This is a genomic window from Enterobacter sp. A103 (assembly GCF_034427535.1).
Lineage (GTDB): Bacteria > Pseudomonadota > Gammaproteobacteria > Enterobacterales > Enterobacteriaceae > Enterobacter > Enterobacter asburiae_B.
Genome location: NZ_JAXQPQ010000004.1, coordinates 291,472 through 313,732 on the forward strand (window position 1 = coordinate 291,472; position 22,261 = coordinate 313,732).

A 22,261-nucleotide genomic window follows, 5' to 3' on the forward strand; every position below is an offset into this window, starting at 1 on the left:
GCAAAAAAGGGCCGGATTCCGGCCCTTTTCTTTTGCACAAGCAGATAAGTCAACGTTGCGACCTGGCGCGTTTACCGCTACCTTAACCACATTCTTTTGACCCCGACGGCGGAGCCTCGCCCCCTTGAAATACCTCGTCTCCTTTCGTACTACGCTGAAAGTTTCTCGCTATCTGTTTCGGGCGCTGGCGCTCTTGCTTTGGCTGCTGGTGGCCTTGTTCTCGGTGTTTTACATCGTTAACGCGCTACACCAGAAAGAAGCGGAGATCCGCCAGGAGTTTAACTTAAGCTCCGACCAGGCCCAGCGCTACATTCAGCGAACGTCTGACGTGATGAAGGAGCTGAAGTATATTGCCGAAAATCGTCTGACGGCGGAAAACGGCATTCTTGCGCTTCGCGGGCGTAACGACAAAACCGAAGTCCCGGACTTCCAGCCGCTGTTCCCGGATTCCGATTGCTCCACCATGAGCAATACCTGGCGCGGGTCGCTGGAATCCCTTGCCTGGTTTATGCGCTACTGGCGCGACAATTTCTCCGCCGCCTATGACCTGAACCGCGTATTCCTGATTGGTAGTGAAAATCTCTGCATGGCTGACTTTGGCCTGCGCGACGTGCCCGTTGAGCGTGACGATGCGCTGAAAAGCCTGCATGAACGTATTGTGAAATACCGCAATGCGCCGCAGGACGAGCGCGGGAATAACATCTTCTGGGTTAGCCAGGGCCCGCGACCGGGCGTGGGCTATTTCTACGCCCTGACGCCGGTGTATCTGGGCAATCGCCTGCAGGCGCTGCTGGGGATTGAGCAGACCATTCGCATGGAAAACTTTTTCACTCCGGGCAGCCTGCCTATGGGGGTGACCATTCTGGATGAAAACGGTCATCAGCTGATCTCACTCGCCGGGCCGGATAACCGGTTAAACGTCGAACCGCACTGGATGCAGGAGCGGTCGTGGTTTGGCTATACCTCGGGCTTCCGCGAGCTGGTGCTGAAGAAGAGCCTGCCGCCTTCGTCGCTGAGTATTGTCTATTCGCTGCCGGTGGACATGGTGCTTGAGCGGATACGTATTCTCATCATGAATGCGATTCTGCTGAACCTGATCGCGGGCGGGGCGCTGTTTACCCTGGCGCGCATGTATGAGCGGAAAATCTTTATTCCGGCCGAAAGCGACGCCCAGCGGCTGGAGGAACACGAGCAGTTTAACCGGAAGATTGTCGCGTCGGCGCCGGTGGGGATCTGCATTCTGCGTACCCAGGACGGAACCAACATCCTGAGTAACGAGCTGGCGCATAACTACCTGAACATGCTGACGCACGAGGACCGCCAGAGGCTGACGCAAATTATCTGCGGTCAGCAGGTTAACTTTGTCGACGTGCTCACCAGCACGCACACCAACCTGCAGATCAGCTTTGTGCATTCCCGCTATCGCAATGAAAACGTGGCGATTTGCGTGCTGGTGGATGTCTCCGCGCGCGTGAAGATGGAAGAGTCGTTGCAGGAGATGGCGCAGGCCGCGGAGCAGGCCAGCCAGTCGAAATCCATGTTCCTTGCCACCGTCAGCCACGAGCTGCGAACGCCGCTGTACGGGATCATCGGTAACCTCGACCTGCTGCAGACCAAAGAGTTGCCGAAAGGGGTCGACAGGCTGGTGACGGCAATGAACAACTCCTCCAGCCTGCTGCTGAAAATCATCAGCGATATTCTCGACTTCTCTAAAATTGAGTCTGAGCAGCTGAAAATCGAACCGCGGGAGTTCTCGCCGCGCGAGGTGATGAACCACATCAGCGCCAACTATCTGCCGCTGGTGGTGCGTAAACAGCTGGGGCTCTACTGCTTTATTGAACCTGACGTGCCGCTGACGCTGCACGGCGATCCGATGCGCCTGCAGCAGGTCATTTCTAACCTGCTCAGCAACGCCATCAAATTCACCGACGTTGGCTGTATCGTGTTGCACGTCTGCCGGGCGGGGGATTACCTGAGCATTCGCGTGCGCGACACGGGCGTCGGCATCCCGGCGAAGGAAGTGGTCCGCCTGTTCGACCCGTTCTTCCAGGTCGGGACCGGCGTGCAGCGTAACTTCCAGGGCACCGGACTGGGGCTGGCGATTTGTGAGAAGCTCGTCAGCATGATGGACGGCGATATCTCTGTGGATACCGAGCCCGGCATGGGCAGCCAGTTCACCATCCGTATTCCGCTCTATTCGGCGCAGTATCCGGCAAAAGCGACGTTGGACGGTCTGAGCGACAAGCGCTGCTGGCTGGCGGTGCATAACGCCTCGCTGAATGACTACCTGACGGCGCTGCTTGCCCACAGCGGCGTGAGGGTGTGTCTCTATGAAGGTCAAACACCGGATGTGGACGATGTGCTGATTGCCGACGAGATGCCGGAGCAGCCGTGGCAGGGGAGAGGGGCAGTGCTCTTCTGCCGTCGCCACATCGGCATTCCTGTCGAGCGTGCGCCCGGGGAATGGGTACACAGTGTTGCAACGCCGCACGAGCTGTTGAGCCTGCTGGCGCGCATCTACAAAGTGGAGCTGGAAGAGCGCGACGGCACGGGCGGATTGCCGTCACCGGAGTCTCTGGCGTCGGTGAATGACGATATGATGATTCTGGTGGTGGATGACCATCCGATTAACCGTCGCCTGCTGGCTGACCAGCTTGGATCGCTGGGCTACCAGTGCAAAACCGCCAATGACGGCGTGGATGCGCTGAATGTGCTGAGTAAAAATCATATTGATATCGTGCTTAGCGACGTCAACATGCCAAACATGGACGGCTACCGTCTGACGCAGCGCATCCGACAGCTGGGCCTGACGCTGCCGGTGGTGGGCGTAACGGCGAACGCGCTGGCGGAAGAGAAACAGCGTTGTCTGGAGTCAGGCATGGACAGCTGTCTGTCGAAACCGGTGACGCTGGACGTGCTGAAGCAGACGTTGTCGATTTATGCGGATCGCGTGAGAAAAACCAGAATATAAAAAAGGCCCGTAAGGGCCTTTTCGTTTTTTCACCCCCTCCCCGCGGGAGAGGGACGGGGTGAGGGCATCAGGCCAGACACCCGTCCGGGTCAATCCTTGTCCGTTGCGCTCAGCGTAACGGAGGAGAGATAGTTCAGCAGAGCAATATCGTTGTCCACGCCCAGCTTCATCATCGCTGATTTCTTCTGGCTGCTGATGGTTTTAATGCTGCGGTTCAGCTTCTTGGCAATCTCGGTTACCAGGAAACCTTCTGCGAACAGGCGCAGAACTTCACTCTCTTTCGGGGACAGGCGTTTGTCACCGTAGCCACCCGCGCTGATTTTTTCCAGCAGACGAGAGACGCTCTCAGGCGTGAACTTCTTGCCTTTCTGCAGCGCAGCGAGCGCTTTTGGCAGATCGGTCGGGGCGCCCTGTTTCAGCACAATCCCTTCGATGTCCAGATCCAACACCGCGCTCAGGATCGCCGGGTTGTTGTTCATGGTCAGAACAATGATCGAGATATCCGGGAAGTGACGCTTAATGTATTTGATGAGCGTGATCCCATCACCGTATTTGTCCCCAGGCATGGAGAGATCGGTAATGAGCACGTGCGCATCAAGCTTTGGGAGGTTATTGATCAGTGCTGTAGAGTCTTCAAATTCACCGACTACATTCACCCACTCGATCTGTTCAAGTGATTTGCGAATACCGAACAGTACAATCGGATGGTCATCGGCAATAATTACGTTCATATTGTTCATGTATAAGGCTACCTTGCTACAGCAAGCTTTTGACGTAGGCGTCAATGTCGCTGATGTATTTTTCAATGCCAGAGGCATCTTTCTCACGAATTAGATGTTCCAGCGTTTCACATAACTGCTTGCCGGGAACCAGATTAAGCATGGCAAACACCCCTTTAAGCCGGTGTGCTGTCTGTGCCAGCGCTGCAAAATCATTCGCAGCGGACTCAGTATACAACCGCTTAACATCATCTGGTACTGTATCAACAAAGAGTGAATAGTATCCGCTGGCGTGAAGCTCGGCATTTTCATTGCCGCCCAACGGTGACTCCGTTATCTCTTCCTGCGCCAGCTGCTCTTCTATTAGTTGTAGTACAGCTTCCTGCATCGCATTGCTTATATTAAAGTTGACGCGCAGCTGGCCAGGGCCGATTTTCCGCACGCCTGACTCATCATCGCTTAAAAGCAAGCCGGAGGCAGTAAGATTAGACGGATTATCAGTTAAAAACAGATCAAATTCTTGACTTGCAAGTCTTTCATCCGGCGTGATGCAGGCCGCTCCCCAGTTTTCTAACTGACGAACGACAATATTGCGGATCTCGTTCGAGGTCACGTCGACCATCACCACGACGTCATCCAGCAGACGTTCCTCATCTTCTTCCTGCGGATTGGCCGCCATTTTCACGTGCAGAGAATAGCGGGTGCCGAGGGATTCACGGGCTTTGATATTCAGGTGGCCGCCGAGCTTACGCGCCAGCTGATCGCACAGCCAGAAGGTCAGGGCATTGGCCTTGCCGTAGCGATCGCTCTGCGTGTCATTCAGGAACGGGAAGTGCAGATTATCAATTTCACTCGTTGTGACGCCTTCCCCGGTGTCCAGGATGCGGAACGTCAGACGGTCTTCTGCTGACTCCTCGGTGCTGACTTCAAGGGTGATCTTGCCGATCTGCGTGGTGGTCACGGCGTACTGAATAATCATCAGCAGAATGCGGCGCAGCGCTTCGCGATCGCCGTGGCGTTCGTCATTCGCAGGGAGATTGTTATTGATCAGCAGCTGCAGCCCTTTGCGCTTGATGACGGGCAGCACTTCCGGCACCACTTCATCGATCAAATCCTGAATGGAGAAGAGGGCTGGCGTTCCCTTCCAGAAATCATTCTCCAGCATGTTCGCCAGCTGGATCTCATCAACCATTCTGACCAGCGAATCGGCCTGGCAGGCAAGCTGGTGGCTTTCAGAGGTGTTTAGCGCCGCCGCCTGGGTCGCCAGCGTTTTTAACGGCTGCTTGAAGGCATCGCCAATGTTCTGCATAAATGCGGCGCGCCCCTGCTGGTTTTTCTCATACAGCCTTTGCGCCTGCTTGAGCTTCTTATTGACCAGCACTTCGCGATCCTGGTCGCGAATAATGAAGATTTGCGTGCGGGGAGCCACCTGGCTGCGGAACTGACGGATCTCGTACAGTTCATTGTTGATGGTGGCCTGAATCACCCCCTGGTGTTGATCCGCCATGGTGGTGATGTTCTGCAGGTTAAGATGCGGCAGCAGATGGTCGGCAATTTTGTTGCTCATCACCGTACGATTCGCCTCCTGGTCGTGAACTAAGACCCCAAGCGGCAGCACGGAAACAATTTCTTCATTCAGTGCACGTAATACGCGCAGCTCATTGCTGGTGCCGGCCGGAACCGCAGAGGCGTCGCTCTGACGCCCCGTCTGGAAACGGAAGGTGCTGTAGCCAAACAGGGCCAGCGCCAGCAGACCGATATTCAGCAGCAGAGGCAGCAGAATATTTTGCAGGGTGTCGAGCAACAGCGTGCCAAACGGCACCTGCCACACCAGACGCATGTCGGTCGAGTTCAGCGATGAGGCAATTTCGATTTTCGAGCCGTTAAAGGAGATCGATACGCTCTCTGCGGCCTCTTTGTCGGACGCCGCACGCATGTTTTGGGTGCTGCTGTCTGGCTCCAGGCGGAAGCTGTCGAGCGGCATATCCGGCGGAATTAAATCATTAATCGGTAAATCGAAGGCCACCACCGTCGCCAGATGCCCTGGCTGGTTGAACGTGGTGCGCAGGGTAAAATAATGGCCGTTTTGCCAGGCCAGACGACGCAGGGAAGAGAAGCTCTCACGTTCATCAAGGGCGTTCGCCTGCTGCAGCATCTCTGCCCGGCGGGAATCGACGATGCTGCCCACGGTTGTTTCTTTAAAGCCGGACGAGAGATCTTTTAACGGCAGCGTAGAGATCAGGATCATGCTGTTATCCTGACCGTTCAGATAGTACATCGACCACTGCACCGTTTCGGCACCCCAGAGGGTATCCAGGTAGGTCGAAATACGCTGCGTCATCTCAAGCGTCGCGCTGTCGTGAGAGCCAAAGATAAGGGCCTCGGTCTTACGCTGCGGTTTTTCGAGATAATAGACATCCTGCTTAAGCCGCGTCTCCTGAAGTCCATCTCCGGACGAGGAGGTCGGGGCAGCCGCGATATTGTCGTAAATCTGCCAGGTGGCGTAGCGCCAGGTGTCTATGCGCTTGTGCACGGCGTGGGTGATATCCACGACCTGATAGCTCTTATCCTTCAGCCAGGCGTTAACCGCGCTTTGTACCATCACCCCCATGGTGACTAACAGCACAACGATCAAAAGAAGAAAGAAACGGGTGATGCTCCCGGGGAGAAGGGAGAATTTGCTCGGGGCGGTAGTTTCAGTCTGACTCATTGATATCTTTAACCCGTTATGGTCGTGCTCTGTGGCGATAGGGCAGTATAAAGGGTAATAACTGAATTTCCAGCGCGACTGTCCGGGAAGAGGCGACTTTTTCTCCGGACAATATCGGCGGCAGGGAGTGCAGAAAACATGTACAAACTCGCCATGCGCGTACAAATAATCGACCCACGCCGTCAATAAATAGCACGAATTAACAAGAAATTAAGTCTTGTACCAATTTATGGACTTCGAAGAATACCCGAAGAGAATTTAGTTAATAGTCGTTACAATTACGGTGCGGTAGCACAAAAAAAGAGAAGTTACGTAAAGAAAGGTAAAAAAAAACCGAATGCGAAGCATCCGGTTCAATTAGGGATAAACAGACATTCAAAACTGAATGACGGTAATAAATAAAGTTAATGATGATAGCGAGAGTTATTTTAGAGATTAGCTGCGATCTTGTTTTGTCATTCAGTGCTGTAACGGATTTTATTGTAACTTACTGATGTTTATGGGGTGATTTTTTCGCTTGATTATAAGTGCTAATTTTCTAAGCTATTTGTGCTTTGTAAAAGTTCCTTGATATTTACATTTTGAAACATGTTGATAGATAAATGAAACATCTTCAAAGTTTTCGTATCATATTCGCATTGGATTATTCTGTAATTTTGAGGAGAATGAAATTGCCGACTGGTTAATGAGGGTTAACCAGTAAGCAGTGGCAATTATAAGGCATATAACAGAGGGTTAATAAAATGAAAGTTAAAGTACTGTCCCTCCTGGTACCAGCACTCCTGGTGGCAGGCGCAGCAAATGCGGCCGAAATTTATAACAAAGATGGCAACAAATTAGATCTGTACGGCAAAGTCGATGGTCTGCACTATTTCTCTGACGACAAGGGTGCTGACGGCGACCAGACCTACATGCGTCTTGGCTTCAAAGGCGAAACTCAGGTTAACGATCAGCTGACCGGTTACGGCCAGTGGGAATACCAGATCCAGGGCAACACCTCCGAAAGCGAAAACGATGCCTGGACGCGTGTGGCGTTCGCGGGTCTGAAATTCGGTGACGCGGGTTCTTTCGATTACGGTCGTAACTACGGCGTAATCTACGACGTAACCTCCTGGACTGACGTTCTGCCAGAATTTGGCGGCGATACCTACGGCGCAGACAACTTCCTGCAGTCCCGTGCTAACGGCGTAGCGACCTACCGTAACCAGGACTTCTTCGGTCTGGTGGATGGTCTGAACTTTGCCCTGCAGTATCAGGGTAAAAACGGCAGCGTAAGCGGTGAAAACGTAGGTGGCCGTAGCCTGCTGAAACAGAACGGCGACGGCTACGGTGCATCCGTGACCTATAACCTGGGTGAAGGTTTCAGCGTGGGCGGCGCAATGTCCTCCTCCAAACGTACCGCCGATCAGAACGGCGCAAGCGTTTACGGTCATGGCGATAACGCAGAAGTCTATTCTGGCGGCCTGAAATACGATGCCAACAACATCTATCTGGCAGCGCAGTACTCCCAGACCTACAACGCAACCCGTTTCGGTACCTCTAACGGCAGCAGCCCGACTACCGCTTACGGCTTCGCTAACAAAGCGCAGAACTTCGAAGTGGTTGCTCAGTACCAGTTCGACTTCGGCCTGCGTCCATCCGTGGCTTACCTGCAGTCTAAAGGGAAAGACATCGAAGGTTACGGCGATCAGGATCTGCTGAAATATGTTGATGTTGGTGCGACTTACTACTTCAACAAAAACATGTCCACCTACGTGGATTACAAAATCAACCTGGTTGATGAAAATGAATTCACCCGTCAGGCGGGTATCGGTACTGACGATATCGTCGCGCTGGGCCTGGTTTACCAGTTCTAATCGCTTCACCGTGTGACGTAAGGGGCCTGATGGCCCCTTTTTTGTGCTTCCCGGATTCTCACAACTCACCCGTTTTGGTGTACTCTTGCCGCCCTGGCATGAGGATAATAATGAATGGACATGACTTTTTTACGCGCCAGCTTTCTGGCTATGCTTTTTTTCCTGACCGCGTGTAACGATCCCACTCCCGTGGCGAAAACCGACGCACCCGCCGCGACGGTGCTCGAAGGCAAAACGATGGGCACCTTCTGGCGCGTCAGCGTGATGAACCTCGATAAAACGCGCACAGATGAACTTCGCGGCAAAATCCAGTCTCAGCTGGATGCCGACGATCAGCTGCTCTCAACCTATAAAAATGATTCGGCGCTGATGCGCTTTAATCTCTCCACCAGTACCTCCCTGTGGCCGGTGAGCGAAGCGATGGCCGATATCGTGACCGAATCCATACGCGTGGGTTACAAAACCAACGGGGCGATGGATGTGACCGTCGGACCTCTGGTGAACCTCTGGGGATTTGGCCCTAACAAACAGCCGATGACCACGCCTGAACAGGCGGCCATTGATGACGCCCGCGCCCGGACAGGGCTGCAGCATCTGACGGTGATCAATCAGTACGGGCAACAGTACCTGCAAAAAGATATCCCCGATCTGTTTGTCGATCTGTCGACGGTTGGGGAAGGCTATGCGGCGGATCATCTTGCTGCGCTGATGGCCCAAGAAGGCATTTCCCGTTATCTGGTCTCCGTGGGCGGCGCGTTAGTCAGCCGGGGGATGAACGCCAGCGATAAGCCGTGGCGCGTAGCGATTCAAAAACCGACCGATCGGCAAAATGCCGTGCAGGCGATAGTGGATATCAACGGTCACGGCATCAGTACTTCCGGAAGCTATCGTAACTATTACGAGCTTGACGGGAAGCGTATTTCGCATGTTATCGATCCGCAGACCGGGCGTCCCATCACGCATAACCTGGTCTCGGTGACGGTCATCGCCCCCACCGCGCTGGAAGCGGATGCCTGGGATACCGGATTAATGGTTCTCGGCCCGGAAAAAGCCAAAGAGGTGGTTCGTCAGGAAGGGCTGGCGGTTTATATGATCACCAAAGAGGGCGATGGGTTCAAAACCTGGAGCTCGCCGCAGTTCAAGAGTTTCCTGGTGCACGACAAAAATTAAAAAGCAAGGTTGCGGGTTTTTTATCACTGGCGCTCAGGCACGCTCTATGTATGCTTACATGAGGAGCCGATAATGAGAAACCCGACCTTTATTACCGATGAGGATCGCTGGCAGGCCGTGCTGGCCCGCGATCCGCGCGCTGACGAGCGGTTTGTCTTCGCCGTGCAGACGACGGGAATTTTCTGCCGTCCGTCATGCCGTGCCCGCCACGCGCTGCGTAAAAACGTCCGCTTTTATCCCGATGCCCACCATGCCGTACAGGCAGGGTTTCGCCCGTGCAAGCGCTGCATGCCGGACAAACGCGATCCGCAGGAGCAGAAGCTGGCGAAAGTGGAACACGCCTGCCGTCTTCTGGAGCAGGATCCCACGCTGACCCTTGAGGGGCTGGCGCAGCAGGTCGCCATGAGCCCTTTCCATTTCCACCGTCTGTTTAAGTCCGTGACCGGCATGACGCCAAAAGCCTGGCAGCAGGCGGCGCGAGGCCAGCGCCTGCGCACCGCGCTTGCACAGGGAGACAAAATTACCGACGCCGTGCTGGCAGCTGGGTTTCCCGACAGCAGCAGCTATTATCGTAAAGCCAACGATGCGCTGGGTATGACGGCGAAGCAGTACCGCAAAGGGGATGCGGCAGTGCGTTATGCCATCAGCGACTGTTCGTTAGGACGCTGTCTGGTGGCAGAAAGCGAGCGGGGGATCTGCGCGATCCTGCTGGGTGACAGCGATGATGAATTAGCCGAAGAGCTTGCCGCGCAATTTCCAAAAGCAGCGCATGCGCCGCTGGAAGAGGATTTCGCGCAGCGGGTCCAGCAGGTGATTGCCAGTATTGATAATCGCGACGTACCGCTTGCGCTGCCGCTGGATATTCGCGGAACCGCGTTCCAGCAGCGCGTCTGGCAGGCCCTTCGCAACATTCCCTGCGGCGAAACGGCAAGTTACCAGCAGGTGGCGCAGGCGATTGGCCAGCCCAGTGCGGTACGCGCCGTTGCCGGAGCCTGTGCGGCAAACACGCTGGCGATTGTGATCCCCTGTCATCGCGTGGTTCGTAACGACGGCGCGCTGTCGGGTTACCGTTGGGGGACGGCGCGAAAAGCGCTATTACTGAAACGAGAGGCGAAACGCCAGGAGGGATAATGCTCGATCTTTTTGCGGATGCTGAACCCTGGCAGGAGCCGCTTGCGCCGGGAGCTGTGATCCTGCGCCGCTTTGCGCTCTCCCGTGCGGCGGCGCTGCTGGCCGGTATCGACGAGGTGACGGCGGTTTCGCCGTTTCGCCATATGGTGACGCCGGGCGGCTACACCATGTCAGTAGCCATGGCCAACTGCGGGGAACTGGGCTGGGCGACGAACGAGCGGGGCTATCTGTATGCCCCGAACGATCCCGCTACCGGCCAGCCGTGGCCCCCGATGCCCGCGGTTTTTCAGGCTCTCTGCCACGAGGCCGCCGTAGCAGCGCAGTATCCTGACTTCCGGCCGGATGCCTGCCTGATCAACCGCTACGCCGTTGGCGCGAAGCTCTCGCTGCATCAGGACAAGGATGAACCCGATCTGCGCGCGCCTATCGTCTCGGTATCGTTAGGTTTGCATGCCGTCTTCCAGTTTGGGGGATTACGCCGCAACGACCCGCTCAAGCGCATCATGCTGGAACATGGCGATGTGGTGGTGTGGGGCAGGGAGTCGCGGCTGTATTATCACGGCATTCAGCCGCTGAAACCCGGGGTTCACCCGCTCACGGGCGAGTACCGTTATAACCTGACCTTCCGTCAGGCGGGGCACGGTAAACTAAAATAAGAATTATTCTTGATGTACACGCAGGGCAGTTTACACTGCTGGCTGATTTTTATTGTCCGGATTGCCTGCATGCAACTACTTCTCCTCGTCTGGCGTCAGTATCGCTGGCCCTTCATTGCAGTAATGGCGTTAAGCCTCGCCAGCGCCGCGCTGGGTATTGGCCTGATCGCGTTTATTAACGTGCGGTTGATTGAAATGGTCGATACCTCGCTCTCCGTTCTGCCGGAGTTTCTCGGCCTGCTGCTCCTGTTGATGGCGGTTACGCTCGGTTCCCAGCTGGCGCTGACCGCGCTCGGGCACCATTTCGTATTCCGTTTGCGCAGTGAGTTTATCAAGCGGATCCTCGATACTCAGGTTGAGCGCGTTGAGCAGCTCGGCAGCGCATCCCTGCTGGCGGGGCTGACCAGCGACGTGCGCGCCATCACCATCGCGTTCGTTCGGCTGCCGGAGCTGGTGCAGGGGATCGTTCTGACCTTTGGCTCGGCTGCCTATCTCGCCTGGCTCTCCAGCAAAATGCTGGCGGTGACCGCCCTGTGGATTGCCATTACCATCTGGGGCGGCTTTATGCTGGTGTCGCGCGTCTATAAACACATGGCGGTGCTGCGCGAAACCGAAGATAAGCTCTACAACGATTACCAGACGGTGCTGGAAGGGCGCAAAGAGCTCACCCTGAACCGCGAACGCGCCGAGCATATCTTTAATCATCTCTATATCCCGGACGCGCGCGAATACCGTCATCATATTATTCGCGCCGACACCTTCCACCTGAGCGCGGTGAACTGGTCAAACATCATGATGCTGGGTGCCATTGGCCTGGTATTCTGGATGGCGAACGGCCTGGGCTGGGCGGACACTAACGTAGCGGCAACCTACTCGCTGACGCTGCTGTTTTTACGCACGCCGCTGCTCTCGGCGGTCGGTGCGTTGCCCACCCTGCTGAGTGCGCAGGTGGCCTTTAATAAGCTCAAAAAATTCGATCTCGCGCCGTTTAAAGCCGAATTCCCGCGTCCGCAGGCCTTCCCGAACTGGCAGACGCTGGAGCTGCGTAACGTCACGTTTCGCTATCAGGACAGCGCCTTCTCCGTGGGGCCGGTCAACCTGACGCTCCGCCGCGGTGAACTGCTGTTCCTCATCGGCGGCAACGGCAGCGGTAAATCTACGCTGGCGATGCTGCTGACCGGACTCTATCAGCCGCAGTCGGGCGAGATTTTGCTGGATGGCAGGGCGCTGAGCGCGGAGAAGCCCGAGGATTACCGCAAGCTTTTCTCGGCGGTGTTCACCGACGTCTGGCTGTTCGATCGGCTGCTGGGGCCGGAAGGGCAACCGGCCAATCCTGCGCTGGTGGAAAAATGGCTGGCGCAGCTGCAGATGTCGCACAAGCTGGAGTTACAGGACGGGAAGATCCTCAACCTGAAGCTTTCCAAAGGGCAGAAAAAGCGCGTGGCGCTGCTGCTGGCGCTGGCGGAAGAGCGTGACATCATCCTGCTGGACGAGTGGGCTGCGGATCAGGACCCGCATTTCCGCCGCGAGTTTTATCAGGTGCTGCTGCCGCTGATGCAGGAGATGGGCAAAACCATTTTCGCCATCAGCCACGACGATCACTACTTCATTCATGCTGACCGTCTGCTGGAGATGCGTGACGGCAAGCTGAGCGAGCTGACCGGTGAAGAGCGCGATGCGGCATCGCGTGACGCGGTAGCGCGCACGGCCTGATGCCCTTACCCTAGCCCTCTCCCACTGGGAGAGGGGATAAATCGTGGCCGCGATGCCGCTTTTTTCTCCATCCCGCCGCGTTGTTTATTCTTATTTACATATCCCCGCGCTATGCTTAACCCCAACTCATTTAATGGATTTATGATTGATGTCGGTATTAAAGAAAAACAGCGCCAGACAGCGTGACCAGGAGCGCGCGCGACTCATCTGGCTTCTCACGACCGATAAAGCGGTCACTTCTACGCTTTTAGGCAAACTCACCCTGGCTGAGCAATATGATGTCGGCACCCTGGCCGACGATATTGCTGAGGTAGGTGCGCTGGTTGCTCATTTACCCCCGCCGGATCTGGCGGATACCCTTGAGGCGCTTCCCTCGGAAGAGCGCCACGCCCTGTGGCGTCTGGTGCAGGATCACGAGCGCGGGCAGGTGCTGCTTGAGGCCTCCGAAAACGTCTGGGACGACCTGATCGACGAGATGAGCGACCGGGATATTCTCGACGCTCTGCAAACCCTGGATATCGACGAGCAGATTTACCTCGTTCAGCACCTGCCGCGAAACCTGACCGGTCGCCTGCTGGCGTCGCTGCCTGCCGATGAACGCGCGCGCGTGCGTCAGGTGATGCACTACGAGAAAAACAGCGTCGGCGCGATCATGGAGTTCGGCGTTATCACGGTGCGACCGGACGTCACGCTCGGTACCGTGCAGCGCTATCTGCGTCGCCTGGGCAAAATGCCGGACAACACCGATAAACTCTTTGTTACCTCCCGGGATAAAACCCTGCTTGGCGAGCTGGAGCTGAAAACCATCCTGCTCAACAGCACCCAGCGGAAGGTGAGCGAGGTGATGGAAAACGAGCCGATGGTCTTCTCCCCGGAAGACGACGCGGAGAAAGCGGCGCGTACCTTCGAGCGTGACGACCTGGTGAGTGCCGCCGTCGTGGATTCCGTCGGCAAACTGATGGGGCGTCTGACCATCGATGAGATCGTTGACGTGGTCTACGAAGAAACCGACAACGACCTGCGCGCGCTCGGGGGGATCAGCGCCGAAGATGACGTCCATGCCTCCGTCGGCAAGGCGGTGAAAACGCGCTGGGCGTGGCTGGCCATTAACCTGTGTACCGCGTTTATCGCCTCCCGCGTGATCGACGGTTTTGAACACACCATTTCTCAGCTGGTGGCGCTGGCCTCGCTGATGCCGATTGTGGCCGGAATCGGCGGCAACACCGGAAACCAGACCATCACCATGATCGTCCGCGCCCTGGCGCTGGAAAACATTCAGCCCGGTAACTTCGCCTTTCTGATCTTCAGGGAGATGGGCGTGGCGCTGATCAACGGCCTGGTGTGGGGCGGCATTATGGGCGGCATCACCTGGTGGCTGTACGACGATATGGCCCTGGGCGGCGTGATGATGCTGGCGATGGTGCTGAACCTGCTGGTGGCATCAATGATGGGGGTCATTATCCCGCTGACGATGACCAAACTGGGGCGCGACCCCGCGGTGGGGTCGAGCGTGATGATCACCGCCATCACCGATACCGGCGGTTTCTTTATTTTTCTTGGGCTGGCGACGATTTTTCTTCTGTAGCCCGACGCTTAATGCGGGCGGGGAGGAGTGCCATGACGATAATCCCGCCCAGCACGCCAATCGCCAGATTGCCGGTTGATACCGTGGCGGCAACGGTGACCAGCATGACGACCGTTTCTGCTATCGGGGCCGTTTTCACCGTGGCTGGCTGAAGGCTGTGCCAGCTGAAGGTTTTGACGGCGACAATCGCCATAATACCCGCCAGCACCGCCATCGGGATGTTGGCCATCACGTCGCTGAGCGCCGTCACCAGGATCAGCAGCACGATGCCCGCCGCAAAGGTTGAAATGCGGCTTCGACCTTTCCCCATCTCCACGTTGACGATGGTTTGTCCGATCATCGCGCAGCCTGCAATCCCGCCATAAAATCCGGCCAGAATATTGCCGACGCCTAGTCCAATGCTTTCGCGGCGTTTACCTGACGGTGTCGAGGTCAGCTCATCCACCAGCTTTGCCGTCAGCAGGGATTCCAGCAGGCCGACAAACGCGATGCTCAGCGCGCACGGCCAGATAATGCTCAGCGTCTGCACATTGAGCGGGACCAGCAGCTCGGTAAGACCCGGTAAACCGCCGCTCATGGAGCCTTCATCGCCCACGGTCGGCAGGGTTTGACCGGTTGAAACGGTGAACAAGGTAAGCACAACAATCGCAATCAGCGGGGAAGGGATGCTTTTGATATAGCGCGGCACCCACAGCACGATCAGCAGCGTCAGGATGAACAGGCCCACAATCATCGGGCTTCGGCTCCAGAAATGCGGCACCTGAGCGAAGAAGATCAAAATGCCTAGGGCGTTAACAAATCCGGTCATGACCGACTGGGGGATAAAGCGCATCAGTCTTGCCATGCCCAGCACGCCAAACAGAATCTGAATTACGCCCGCCATCAGCACGGCGGGAAGAATGTACTGTACGCCGTGCTGATGCACCATCGGGCCAATGACCAGCGCCACGGAACCGGCCGCAGCCGTGACCATCGCCGGGCGACCACCGAGTACAGACAGGGCAAGACACAGCACCACGGAGGCGATCAGGCTGACCTTCGGGTCAACGCCCGCCACCACCGAAAATGAGATAACCTCGGGGATCAGCGCCAGGGCGGTAATCACGCCTGCCAGCGTTTCACGCGTCAGCCGCTTTGGGGAACGCAGCACGTTGGCTACGCGGTCTTCGGGAGATACAGCAGAATGGGGTAGGGACATAACAGTTCGCTGGTTAGGGCAGGCTTCCGTGCGCGCGATCGCAAAACGCAACATACTATCCAGTAAAACCGCGCTTTACCAGACGCATCGATAATTCCTCACAAACAATCCATCATTAAATTTCACAATTACAATAATTTCGTAACCTTTAAACAATATTTAAAAGTTGTTACCGTGCCCCCGCAGCTTTTTTCACCTGCAATTTCCACGCATCAAGCACTTTTACACTAAGGCATAAATTATGAAAAAAATGACTGCCATGCTCTTTTCTCTGGCCGTGGGGCTTAACACCGTCTCCATGGCGGCGAAAGCTGACGCACCAAAAGAGCAGGAAACGGACGTCCTTTTAATTGGTGGCGGTATCATGAGCGCCACGCTGGGAACCTATCTGCAAGAACTGCAGCCGGACTGGTCTATGACCATGGTCGAGCGCCTTGATGGCGTGGCGCAGGAGAGTTCGAACGGATGGAATAACGCCGGTACCGGACATTCGGCACTCATGGAACTGAACTATACGCCGCAAAAAAAGGACGGTTCCATTAGTATCGAGAAGGCGGTAGAGATCAACGAAGCATTCCAGGTTTCTCGCCAGTTCTGGTCTCATCAGGTCAACAGCGGCGTGATGCACGACCCGCACTCCTTCATCAACACCGTGCCGCACATGAGCTTTGTGTGGGGTGAGCAGAACGTTAACTTCCTGCGCGCGCGCTACGCCGCTCTGCAGCAGAGCACGCTGTTCCGCGGGATGAAATACTCTGAAGACCACGCGCAGATTAAAGAGTGGGCTCCGCTGGTCATGGAAGGTCGTGACCCGAACCAGAAAGTGGCGGCGACCCGTACCGAAATTGGTACCGACGTTAACTACGGTGAAATTACCCGTCAGCTGGTGACGTCTCTGAAGAAAAAAGAGAACTTCAACCTGCAGCTCAGCACCGAAGTGCGCGGCTTCAAGCGCAACGCGGATAACAGCTGGAGCGTGACCGTCGCCGATCTGAAAAACAACGAAGCCGAGCACGTCATCAAGGCGAAGTTTGTCTTTATCGGTGCGGGCGGCGCGGCGCTGAAGCTGCTGCAGGAGTCCGGTATTCCGGAAGCTGACGACTACGCGGGCTTCCCGGTGGGCGGCCAGTTCCTGGTGTCCGATAACCCGGAAGTGGTGAATCGTCATCTGGCAAAAGTGTACGGCCAGGCTTCCGTTGGCGCACCGCCGATGTCTGTTCCGCACATCGACACCCGTATGCTTGACGGCAAACGCGTGGTGCTGTTTGGGCCGTTCGCGACCTTCTCCACCAAATTCCTGAAAAATGGCTCCCTGTGGGATCTGCTCAGCGCCACGACCACCTCTAACGTCAAGCCGATGATGGACGTGGGTCTGGATAACTTCGACCTGGTGAAATACCTGATTAGCCAGGTGATGCTCTCTGACGACGACCGTTTCGAGGCGCTGAAAGAGTACTATCCGCAGGCGAAGAAAGAAGACTGGCGTCTGTGGCAGGCGGGTCAGCGCGTACAGATCATCAAGCGCGATCCGAAAGAGGGCGGCGTGCTGCGTCTGGGTACCGAAGTGGTAAGCGATAAGGATGGCACCATCGCCGCGCTGCTGGGTGCGTCGCCGGGCGCGTCTACCGCTGCGCCAATCATGCTGCACCTGATGGAAAAAGTGTTTAAAGATAAAGTCGCCAGCCCGGAATGGCAGGCGAAGCTGAAAACCATTATTCCATCCTACGGCACGAAGCTGAACGGCAACGTGAGCGCGACGGAGCAGGAGCTGGAATACACCAGCCGCGTTCTGCAGCTGCAGTACATCAAGCCACAGGCTGCGGATGCTGCGCCAAAAGCGGAGCTGAAGCCTCAGCCGGAAAACAAACCGGTTGCGGATATCGCGCTGTAAGGTAAAAGCAAAACGGTAACATCCGTTACCGTTTTTAGTGTTTTCTCCCTCTCCCGGTGGGAGAGGGGTGGGGTGAGGGCACCAGAGCGCGCCCTTTCCGGGTCGGGTAAGGCGAAGCCGCCACCCGACTTAATTTCAACGTACTACCGCTTGTCCGACAGTCTCATCTGCCTTCCACACGCGATACTTCACTTCTACGTTTTCAGGTGTATACACCACGATCGGCAGCTTGCTGTTGTAGCGCAACAGACTGTTGTCGCCCAGATACGCCGTTACAAATTTCTTCTCTTTCTTGCCGTCCGGGCAGGCCATCATGGTGGAAACCGGAGAGGTCACTTTGTCAAAGACGTAATAGTCGTAACCCCAGCCTTCCAGGGTTTTGCTTTCCAGCTGACCGCCCAGGCGGTGCTGGTTGCAGTCCACTTCCAGCGTCTTGCCAATTAACAGTTCCACTTTAAAGTTCGCTTCATCCTGCTGAACCGGCAGCTGAATCACCTGACGCTTCATCCCTTTGTCCGCCTGCGGGTACGGAGCCACTTTTTCCAGCGGCTGCTCTTTTGGGGTTTCGCTGGCGAAAGCGCTGCTGCTGACGCACGCGGCGGCGATGAGGGCGATGGCAAATTTAGGTGCGTTTTTCATTGTCATTCCTTTATGTCAAAACGATCCTGCGCAGGTTAACATAACAACGATGAATGACCGGTGTTATTTACTTACATTTTCACTGTGGGTAGCGTTATACGCTTTTAATTTACCTGTTTAGTGGTTGTTTATGCTGGTGTGGAGTCAGGTGCCAGTTCGTGTTATTTTAGACCCTATATATTGTTATTCATCTGTAAAAGGGAAGAGAGATGGTTCGTGCAAAACTGAAAACGCCTGAAGGCCGCAAGTTCCTCCTGGCGCTGCTGGTCGTATTTATGATTGCCGCCGCGTGCGTGGGGCGGGCAACCATTGTTGGCGTTATCGAACAGTACAATATCCCCCTCTCTGCCTGGACAACCAGCATGTATGTCCTGCAGTCGGCGATGATCTTCGTCTACAGCCTGGTGTTCACCGTTCTGCTGGCCATCCCGCTGGGCATTTTCTTCCTGGGCGGACGTGAGAAGCATTAAGCGACGACCTGCGATAACTAAGCCATCCTGCCGGATGGCTTTTTTTATGGTCTCATCCCACTCTCCTCAGGTTTTTTTAATCCGCGATATCCTATCCTGTAAGCATTCAGGCAACTGTTTTTAAAGCAGGAGCGGTAGATGCGTTCCAGATTTCCAGTGCTCAGCCAGATCCCCAAAGGCGTCTGGGTTGTGGGAGGCGTCAGTATGTTGATGGATATCTCGTCAGAGAGTATTCACAGCCTGCTGCCGCTTTTTATGATGACCACCCTCGGTACGAGCGTGCTGTTTATCGGCCTGATTGAAGGGCTGGCGGAGGCCACTGCGCTTTTTATTAAGGTCTTTTCGGGGGCGATAAGCGACTACCTGGGTCAACGTAAGGGGCTGGCCCTGCTAGGGTATGGTCTGGGGGCGCTAAGCAAACCCCTTTTCGCATTAGCGTCATCTTCCGGGATGGTTTTAGGCGCACGTCTCATAGACCGTACGGGGAAGGGGATACGGGGCGCACCGCGGGATGCGCTGGTTGCAGACGTCACGCCGCCGGAAATGCGTGGTGCGGCATATGGTCTGCGTCAGTCAATGGATACCACAGGCGCATTTCTTGGCCCATTACTGGCCGTAAGCTTAATGCTGTTGCTGGACAATGACTTTCGCACTGTTTTCTGGATAGCCCTTATCCCCGGTCTGCTTTCAGTTGCCTTGCTCTATTTTGGCCTTCAGGAGCCGAAAACTCCCCTCGAACATAAACGTACTAATCCCATTAAACGAGAGAATTTAAGGCGGCTGGGTAGAGCGTGCTGGTGGGTGATTGGCCTTGGTGCGGTGTTCACGCTTGCCCGGTTTAGCGAGGCTTTTCTCGTCCTTCGTGCGCAGCAGTCGGGTGTTCCTCTGGCCCTTATTCCGCTGGTGATGGTGGTCATGAACGTACTCTATTCCCTATCCGCTTACCCTTTTGGCAAACTTTCTGATGGCATGAGCCACACCCGGCTTCTGCAGTGGGGGCTAATGGTGCTGATTGGTGCAGATGTTGTTCTGGCGCTGAGCAGCCACTGGATGGGGGTCATTTTAGGCGTCGCGCTTTGGGGGATACATATGGGTATGACCCAGGGACTACTGGCGGCAATGATCGCTAAAACCGCACCGCCCGATCTGCGCGGCACGGCTTTCGGTATTTTTAGTCTGGTCAGCGGCGTGGGATTATTAATCGCCAGCGTGGGAGCCGGCGCGATATGGGAAATGTTTGGCGCGGAATATACGTTTTATGCCGGAGCGGTGATTTGTCTGGCTACGCTTGTGTATCTGCGCAAAACGCCGGAAGAGGCGAAATAAAAAACCAGCCATCAGGCTGGTTTTCAATATGTTTTTGGTCGGCACGAGAGGATTTGAACCTCCGACCCCCGACACCCCATGACGGTGCGCTACCAGGCTGCGCTACGTGCCGACGCATAAAAAGAATACTACTCGATTCCGTTTTGAATGCAAGGGAATCTGTCGCTAACTGGTTTATTATTAATCAGTTAGCGATAAACCGCTTCTCATCCGTCAGGACCTGCAGCAGCAGGCTCAGCTGCGGTTTCTGGTCTTTCAGCCGTTCACCCTGCAGATTATACGTCTGATAATTCCCGTTGCTGTTCAGCACCAGCGTCAGCTTCGGCGTGGTCACCACCAGCGTATTATTCCCCGCCGCCGTCACCCAGCTGTGGCGGCGCGCGGCGCTGAAGAGATCCTGCCCCTGCGAATACTCGTTTGCTGGCGTGCTGACGTGCAGCAGGCGTTGCATCAGGGTGGTCATCACATCTTTATGCTCGGTGAGCATATTGATGCGCTGCGCCGGGGTGCCTGGCCAGTGGATCACCAGCGGAACCTGCAGATTCGGGCGAGACCAGCTCATACTCTTCGTCTCGTCACCTAGCGGGATGCCATGGCCCGCGGTCACGATCACCACGGTATTGTCCAGCTTGCCCGACTCGCGAAGCGCGTCAAGCACGCGGCCTATCTGCGCATCAACATCGCCAGCCGCGCGACCGTAGCGGCGCGCAAAGTCACTCTTATTGCTGTTGGCAAGCGTTGTGCCGTTAAAGGCAACCCATGAGAACCAGCGGTTATCTTCCTGGGCGTAGCGCTGCAGCCAGTTTATCCACTGGCTGGCGGTCTGCGCGTCGGACTGATTTTGCGCCGTCGGCAGTGAGAAATCGGACAGCAGCGCCTGACGGTAAAGCGGGCTGTTAAAGCCATCGGAGGAGAACAACCCTAGCTGATAGCCTTGCTGATTCAGCCCGGTGATCAGCGCCGCAGGCGTGCGGGTAGACAGGACGCCGTCCATGTAGCCGGCTGAAATGCCATAGAAGAGGCCAAAGATGCCCGCATCGGTTGTGTTACCGGAACTCATATGCTGAGTAAACGAGACGTTCTGACTCGCGAAAGCGGCCAGCGCCGGCATCTGCTTCTCGAAGCGGGAATAGTTCAGGCCATCGACGGTGATCAGCAGGACGTTTTGCCCGCGCCCCATATCGCGGTAGTTCAGGTCACTCAGAGGATACTGAACGCTGACGGCTTCCGGATTACCCTGCTCGATAAGACGGCGCTGGTACTCTTGCGCATCAAGCAGACCGTGTTTCTCGAGGAAGCGACGGGCCGTCATCGGGTACGAGAGCGGCAGGTTCGCGCGCTGCATGGTAATCGGGCGATAGAAGTTCGCATCCGCCCAGATATACATGATGTGCGAACTGATAAAGGAGACGAAAAAGAGCGCGGCGACGGGCTTCGCATAATGGCGTCGCCGGGTCAGACTGCGGAGCTTTTGCCAGCTCCAGGTGGCGAACAGCATCTCAATCAGCAGGATCACCGGGACGCTGATAAACATCAGCTGCCAGTCACGGGCCGTTTCGTTCTGGTCGGGGTTAATCACCAGTTCCCAGACGATGGGGTTGAGGTGCAGGTGGAAGCGGGTGAACACTTCACTGTCTATAAGCAGCAGCGTCATCCCCACCGTCGCAAGGATGGCGGACAAGAACCGCATCAGACGCTGCGACATGACGATAAACGTCAAGGGGAACAGGATCAGCAGATAGGTGGCGAAAACCAAAAAGCTAAAGTGACCGACAACGCTTATCCAGGAGTAGATACGCCCGGTTAGCGTTGTTGGCCAGTCTGCGACAAACAGATAACGACAGCCAATGACCGTCGCCAGCAGAATGTTGAACAGGGCAAACCAGTGCCCCCAGCTGACCATCTGGGAGACTTTTTCACGGTAGCGCTGACGATTCGTCACCATAAACTGTTGTTCGTATCCCTTAATGGGCCGGGTCGTTGCTGACGGACGACTGTAAAGCCTGGGCGAAAGATTTTGCGATCGCCTGACGCTGAGCCGGAGCAACGCTGGTATTAATCAGGTTGGTGACCATATTTCCCAAAACCATCAGGGAGAGATCGGTCGGCGTTTTATGTTTTTCCAGTACGTTGACCAGCTCACTGAGCAGTTGTTCAACGTGTTCATCACTGTAGCGGGAATGTTGTGGCATAAATCAAAATCAGTTTGTTGATGAAAGGGCAACA

16 protein-coding genes and 1 tRNA gene are annotated in these 22,261 nt (G+C 55.8%); 10 read left to right on the forward strand and 7 right to left on the reverse strand.

The genetic code is table 11. The annotated features are described in order from the left end of the window. Positions 1–124 precede the first annotated feature (124 nt). A complete protein-coding gene (gene rcsC / locus SPH27_RS14015) occupies positions 125–2,971 on the forward strand; it encodes a two-component system sensor histidine kinase RcsC (RefSeq protein ID WP_182071315.1) in 2,847 nt (948 codons plus the stop codon). Positions 2,972–3,060: 89 nt separating this feature from the next. Here the strand turns inward: rcsC and rcsB are convergent, their stop codons facing one another. Beyond that, positions 3,061–3,711 (reverse strand): response regulator transcription factor RcsB, encoded by a 651-nt coding sequence (rcsB, locus tag SPH27_RS14020; protein WP_003859405.1) that lies wholly within the window; start codon positions 3,709–3,711, stop codon positions 3,061–3,063. Positions 3,712–3,727: 16 nt separating this feature from the next. Next, on the reverse strand, positions 3,728–6,400 hold the full coding sequence (gene rcsD, locus SPH27_RS14025; protein WP_322435698.1) for a phosphotransferase RcsD: 2,673 nt from the start codon (positions 6,398–6,400) through the stop codon (positions 3,728–3,730). A gap of 743 nt (positions 6,401–7,143) precedes the next feature. Between rcsD and SPH27_RS14030 the strand changes: the two genes are divergently transcribed. From SPH27_RS14030 to mgtE, 6 genes are all read left to right on the forward strand, one after another. Further along, entirely contained in the window at positions 7,144–8,256 is a 1,113-nt protein-coding gene (locus SPH27_RS14030) for a porin OmpC (RefSeq protein WP_047060579.1), read from the forward strand. A 114-nt stretch (positions 8,257–8,370) separates the two neighbouring features. Next, positions 8,371–9,426 carry an FAD:protein FMN transferase ApbE gene (gene apbE / locus SPH27_RS14035; protein ID WP_033146056.1) on the forward strand — a complete coding sequence of 352 codons (1,056 nt, stop codon included), beginning with the start codon at positions 8,371–8,373 and terminating at the stop codon, positions 9,424–9,426. Between the two features lie 72 nt (positions 9,427–9,498). Continuing rightward, positions 9,499–10,557 carry a bifunctional DNA-binding transcriptional regulator/O6-methylguanine-DNA methyltransferase Ada gene (gene ada, locus SPH27_RS14040; protein ID WP_182071313.1) on the forward strand — a complete coding sequence of 353 codons (1,059 nt, stop codon included), beginning with the start codon at positions 9,499–9,501 and terminating at the stop codon, positions 10,555–10,557. Next, positions 10,557–11,213 carry a DNA oxidative demethylase AlkB gene (alkB, locus tag SPH27_RS14045; protein ID WP_182071312.1) on the forward strand — a complete coding sequence of 219 codons (657 nt, stop codon included), beginning with the start codon at positions 10,557–10,559 and terminating at the stop codon, positions 11,211–11,213. Before ada ends, alkB begins: the two co-directional genes overlap by 1 nt. Before the next feature lie 69 nt (positions 11,214–11,282). Next, positions 11,283–12,926 carry a multidrug ABC transporter permease/ATP-binding protein gene (locus SPH27_RS14050; RefSeq protein ID WP_182071311.1) on the forward strand — a complete coding sequence of 548 codons (1,644 nt, stop codon included), beginning with the start codon at positions 11,283–11,285 and terminating at the stop codon, positions 12,924–12,926. Between the two features lie 148 nt (positions 12,927–13,074). Then, on the forward strand, positions 13,075–14,511 hold the full coding sequence (gene mgtE / locus SPH27_RS14055) for a magnesium transporter (RefSeq protein ID WP_021241530.1): 1,437 nt from the start codon (positions 13,075–13,077) through the stop codon (positions 14,509–14,511). On the opposite strand, the gene SPH27_RS14060 is transcribed toward mgtE, so the two are convergent. Next, positions 14,474–15,763 (reverse strand): SulP family inorganic anion transporter, encoded by a 1,290-nt coding sequence (locus SPH27_RS14060; protein WP_182071310.1) that lies wholly within the window; start codon positions 15,761–15,763, stop codon positions 14,474–14,476. The two genes, mgtE and SPH27_RS14060, sit on opposite strands and share 38 nt — an antisense overlap. A gap of 187 nt (positions 15,764–15,950) precedes the next feature. Here SPH27_RS14060 and mqo point away from each other — a divergent pair, with 187 nt between their 5' ends. Further along, the gene (gene mqo, locus SPH27_RS14065; protein ID WP_032646585.1) at positions 15,951–17,600 is read left to right on the forward strand and encodes a malate dehydrogenase (quinone); all 1,650 of its coding nucleotides are present in this window, start codon (positions 15,951–15,953) and stop codon (positions 17,598–17,600) included. A 135-nt stretch (positions 17,601–17,735) separates the two neighbouring features. On the opposite strand, the gene eco is transcribed toward mqo, so the two are convergent. Next, positions 17,736–18,239: a serine protease inhibitor ecotin gene (gene eco, locus SPH27_RS14070; protein WP_182071309.1), complete on the reverse strand. Its 504-nt coding sequence runs from the start codon at positions 18,237–18,239 to the stop codon at positions 17,736–17,738. Between the two features lie 209 nt (positions 18,240–18,448). Between eco and SPH27_RS14075 the strand changes: the two genes are divergently transcribed. Together SPH27_RS14075 and SPH27_RS14080 are read left to right on the forward strand one after the other, a co-directional pair. Beyond that, positions 18,449–18,709: a DUF2534 family protein gene (locus tag SPH27_RS14075; protein ID WP_008500962.1), complete on the forward strand. Its 261-nt coding sequence runs from the start codon at positions 18,449–18,451 to the stop codon at positions 18,707–18,709. 138 nt (positions 18,710–18,847) lie between these two features. After that, positions 18,848–20,035 (forward strand): MFS transporter, encoded by a 1,188-nt coding sequence (locus SPH27_RS14080; protein ID WP_182071308.1) that lies wholly within the window; start codon positions 18,848–18,850, stop codon positions 20,033–20,035. 35 nt (positions 20,036–20,070) lie between these two features. Here SPH27_RS14080 and SPH27_RS14085 read toward each other — a convergent pair. From SPH27_RS14085 to SPH27_RS14095, 3 genes are all read right to left on the reverse strand, one after another. Further along, positions 20,071–20,147 (reverse strand) — tRNA-Pro (locus SPH27_RS14085). Positions 20,148–20,219: 72 nt separating this feature from the next. After that, entirely contained in the window at positions 20,220–21,980 is a 1,761-nt protein-coding gene (gene yejM, locus SPH27_RS14090) for an LPS biosynthesis-modulating metalloenzyme YejM (RefSeq protein WP_047060568.1), read from the reverse strand. 19 nt (positions 21,981–21,999) lie between these two features. Then, positions 22,000–22,227, reverse strand: a complete 228-nt coding sequence (locus SPH27_RS14095; protein ID WP_008500958.1) for a YejL family protein — start codon at positions 22,225–22,227, stop codon at positions 22,000–22,002. Between the last annotated feature and the right edge of the window lie 34 nt (positions 22,228–22,261).

Coding starts and splice junctions, on each gene's coding strand:
- rcsB (WP_003859405.1), bottom strand. CDS start 3,711: ATGAACAATATGAACGTAATTATTGCCGATGACCATCCGATTGTACTG.
- rcsD (WP_322435698.1), bottom strand. CDS start 6,400: ATGAGTCAGACTGAAACTACCGCCCCGAGCAAATTCTCCCTTCTCCCC.
- SPH27_RS14030 (WP_047060579.1), top strand. CDS start 7,144: ATGAAAGTTAAAGTACTGTCCCTCCTGGTACCAGCACTCCTGGTGGCA.
- apbE (WP_033146056.1), top strand. CDS start 8,371: ATGGACATGACTTTTTTACGCGCCAGCTTTCTGGCTATGCTTTTTTTC.
- ada (WP_182071313.1), top strand. CDS start 9,499: ATGAGAAACCCGACCTTTATTACCGATGAGGATCGCTGGCAGGCCGTG.
- alkB (WP_182071312.1), top strand. CDS start 10,557: ATGCTCGATCTTTTTGCGGATGCTGAACCCTGGCAGGAGCCGCTTGCG.
- SPH27_RS14050 (WP_182071311.1), top strand. CDS start 11,283: ATGCAACTACTTCTCCTCGTCTGGCGTCAGTATCGCTGGCCCTTCATT.
- mgtE (WP_021241530.1), top strand. CDS start 13,075: ATGTCGGTATTAAAGAAAAACAGCGCCAGACAGCGTGACCAGGAGCGC.
- SPH27_RS14060 (WP_182071310.1), bottom strand. CDS start 15,763: ATGTTGCGTTTTGCGATCGCGCGCACGGAAGCCTGCCCTAACCAGCGA.
- mqo (WP_032646585.1), top strand. CDS start 15,951: ATGAAAAAAATGACTGCCATGCTCTTTTCTCTGGCCGTGGGGCTTAAC.
- eco (WP_182071309.1), bottom strand. CDS start 18,239: ATGAAAAACGCACCTAAATTTGCCATCGCCCTCATCGCCGCCGCGTGC.
- SPH27_RS14075 (WP_008500962.1), top strand. CDS start 18,449: ATGGTTCGTGCAAAACTGAAAACGCCTGAAGGCCGCAAGTTCCTCCTG.
- SPH27_RS14080 (WP_182071308.1), top strand. CDS start 18,848: ATGCGTTCCAGATTTCCAGTGCTCAGCCAGATCCCCAAAGGCGTCTGG.
- yejM (WP_047060568.1), bottom strand. CDS start 21,980: ATGGTGACGAATCGTCAGCGCTACCGTGAAAAAGTCTCCCAGATGGTC.
- SPH27_RS14095 (WP_008500958.1), bottom strand. CDS start 22,227: ATGCCACAACATTCCCGCTACAGTGATGAACACGTTGAACAACTGCTC.